Annotated in this window: 1 rRNA gene; it reads left to right on the top strand. The window is 46.9% G+C overall.

Features of this window, described 5'->3' with window-relative positions:
* Positions 1-141: 141 nt before the first annotated feature.
* Positions 142-1,689 (top strand): 16S ribosomal RNA (locus tag CRV10_RS03700).
* Positions 1,690-1,747: the final 58 nt, after the last annotated feature.

Raw genomic sequence — 1,747 nt, forward strand, 5'->3', positions numbered from 1 at the left:
TTTAAAAATTTATCAGACAATCTATGTGGGTATTCGTAGATTTAGTGTCAACGATTTTTAATCATAAGACTATAAATATCTATCGAATAAACACGTAATTTATTGCGTAGTTTAATCTGTAGAAACAAATTTTAGAGATTCTAATTGAAGAGTTTGATCATGGCTCAGATTGAACGCTGGCGGCAAGCTTAACACATGCAAGTCGAACGGTAACACGAAAGAGTTTACTCTTTTGGTGACGAGTGGCGGACGGGTGAGTAATATCTGGGGATCTGCCCAATGAAGGGGGATAACCATTGGAAACGATGGCTAATACCGCATAAAGTTGTAAAAAACCAAAGTGGGGGACCTTTTAGGCCTCATGTCATTGGATGAACCCAGATGGGATTAGCTAGTAGGTGTGGTAATGGCTCACCTAGGCAACGATCCCTAGCTGGTCTGAGAGGATGACCAGCCACACTGGAACTGAGATACGGTCCAGACTCCTACGGGAGGCAGCAGTGGGGAATATTGCACAATGGGCGAAAGCCTGATGCAGCTATGCCGCGTGTATGAAGAAGGCCTTCGGGTTGTAAAGTACTTTCAGTAGGGAAGAAGGCAATATAGCTAAAACCTATATTGATTGACGTTACCTAAAGAAGAAGCACCGGCTAACTCCGTGCCAGCAGCCGCGGTAATACGGAGGGTGCAAGCGTTAATCGGAATTACTGGGCGTAAAGCGCACGTAGGTGGTTTATTAAGTCAGATGTGAAATCCCTGGGCTTAACCTAGGAACTGCATTTGAAACTGATGAACTTGAGTTTCATAGAGGAGAGCAGAATTCCAGGTGTAGCGGTGAAATGCGTAGAGATCTGGAGGAATACCAGTGGCGAAGGCGGCTCTCTGGATGAATACTGACACTCAGGTGCGAAAGCATGGGGAGCAAACAGGATTAGATACCCTGGTAGTCCATGCCGTAAACGATGTCGACTTGGAAGCCGTGTCCTTGAGACATAACTTCCGTAGCTAACGCGTTAAGTCGACCGCCTGGGGAGTACGACCGCAAGGTTAAAACTCAAATGAATTGACGGGGGCCCGCACAAGCGGTGGAGCATGTGGTTTAATTCGATGCAACGCGAAAAACCTTACCTACTCTTGACATCCAGCGAACTTGGCAGAGATGCCTTGGTACCTTCGGGAATGCTGAGACAGGTGCTGCATGGCTGTCGTCAGCTCGTGTTGTGAAATGTTGGGTTAAGTCCCGCAACGAGCGCAACCCTTATCCTTTGTTGCCAGCGAATTAGTCGGGAACTCAAAGGAGACTGCCGGTGATAAGCCGGAGGAAGGTGGGGATGACGTCAAGTCATCATGGCCCTTATGAGTAGGGCTACACACGTGCTACAATGGCGTATACAAAGGGAAGCAATCTCGCGAGAGTAAGCAAATCTCATAAAATTCGTCTTAGTCCGGATTGGAGTCTGCAACTCGACTCCATGAAGTCGGAATCGCTAGTAATCGTAGATCAGAACGCTACGGTGAATACGTTCCCGGGCCTTGTACACACCGCCCGTCACACCATGGAAGTGGATTGCAAAAGAAGTGAGTAGCTTAACCTTCCTTAGGAGAGCGCTTACCACTTTGTGGTTCATGACTGGGGTGAAGTCGTAACAAGGTAACCGTAGGGGAACCTGCGGTTGGATCACCTCCTTATTTAATACGTAATAATTAAGATGCTTTTCTACGAAGTACCTACATAAATTGTTTGATA

Source organism: Candidatus Pantoea edessiphila (assembly GCF_002933355.1).
GTDB classification, from domain to species: Bacteria; Pseudomonadota; Gammaproteobacteria; order Enterobacterales; family Enterobacteriaceae; genus Pantoea_C; species Pantoea_C edessiphila.